Origin of the sequence: Mesorhizobium sp. M0998 (assembly GCF_040318885.1) — a bacterium.
Lineage (GTDB): Bacteria > Pseudomonadota > Alphaproteobacteria > Rhizobiales > Rhizobiaceae > Mesorhizobium.
In genome coordinates this window covers 1-1,349 of the sequence record NZ_JAMYND010000112.1, presented here as the reverse complement: position 1 = coordinate 1,349, position 1,349 = coordinate 1, and the positions used below count along the sequence as shown (strand labels likewise).

Genomic DNA, 1,349 nt, shown 5'->3' with positions numbered 1-1,349 from the left:
GCAGCGCTTACAAGCTGACCTACGACCAGGCGCCGTTCTCCAACGCCTCGCGTCTGACAGCCGTCAGCCGCTACGGCACCGATGCTGCCATCGCTGCCGACGGCACCATCACCGGCGGCACTTCAGAGCTGCTCGGTCAGATGACCTATCAGAATACCGATGGGGTCTACACGACCGTTAATGCGCAGCTCTACGAGCATACGGAGGTCAGCCCTTTGCCGCCGAGCTATACCAATCCGAACCAAGTCGGCGACCTTGACTTCGATGGCCGCGACGAGGTCTTCGGGGACTATACCGAAACGACGATGTCCGGGCAGACAATAACAACCAACGTCTACAAGCGTGTCATCAAGTTTGGCGCTGGCGGAATTCCGGCAGACAACAAGACCGTATTTCTGCGTATCAAGTCGCCCTCGGAGTCCCCGCCACCACCGGACCCAAGCGACCCAAACCAACAGCCCCCACCCAAACCGATCTTTTTCTCGGATCCCGGCCGCTTTCTCTCAACCAAGAACACGATGGACTTTGTGTACTATACGAATGGCCCCGGCGGCAGCGTGTTCCCCCTTCCGCCAGGATATTACTCCCAAGGCGCGCTTCTTCTGACCGATGCTCAACTGGGCATGATCAAATCCGACTGCAATCCGACAGCGCCAACCGGCTATCAAACCGTCTGCAGTGCGTTGCCGTACGGGACCAATTTGGCCACGCGTCCTGACGCCCCGACATTTGTCGCCGATCCTGACGGTGATGGCGTCGACAATCTCAATGTCAATGCGAACGGTGATTTGAACAAGGTCATTGGTGTTGGCGATTTCCTCGGCAACGGGCACCAGCAGCCGTTGTTCGCCGTGGGGCTACTGGGCGGAAACGTAAAAAAGGGTGTTCTGTCGAACGGCACATGGGAGTTGGCGGAGCCCTCCTTGTCCCCCGTCTGCTCGGCGCTTGCCGGCCTAAGCAGCTGCGTTCTGGCCGATCTGAACGGCGACGGCGCGACAGATATTTTCCGCTATGGCGGCAATAATCACAGCGCCAAACTATGGCTGTCGACCGGGATCGGCTTCAAGGAGTACTCAGTTTCCGCGATGGCGGGGACGTTTGCCGTTCTTCGCGACTTCGACAATGATGGCCGCGTCGACGTCCTCACGATGGCTGGTGATGACGTCGATCAGGCTTACGGGACCGGCACGGTCCGAATCTTTTCGCTGCGACCGTCGTCTAAGGATTATGCGCCGGTGCAGTTCACGCTACCAATGGGAATGACCGCCGGCGTTGCGATAGGCGACTTCAACGGCGACGGGCTGCCGGACTTTACCGACTACAAAGACCACATGTTCATCTCGGCGCCC

At 58.9% G+C, this 1,349-nt stretch carries 1 protein-coding gene; it reads left to right on the top strand.

Translation table 11 applies throughout. The features are described from left to right. On the top strand, nt 1-1,349 hold a 1,349-nt coding region (locus NKH59_RS33320), incomplete at both ends, for an FG-GAP repeat domain-containing protein (RefSeq protein WP_353024469.1).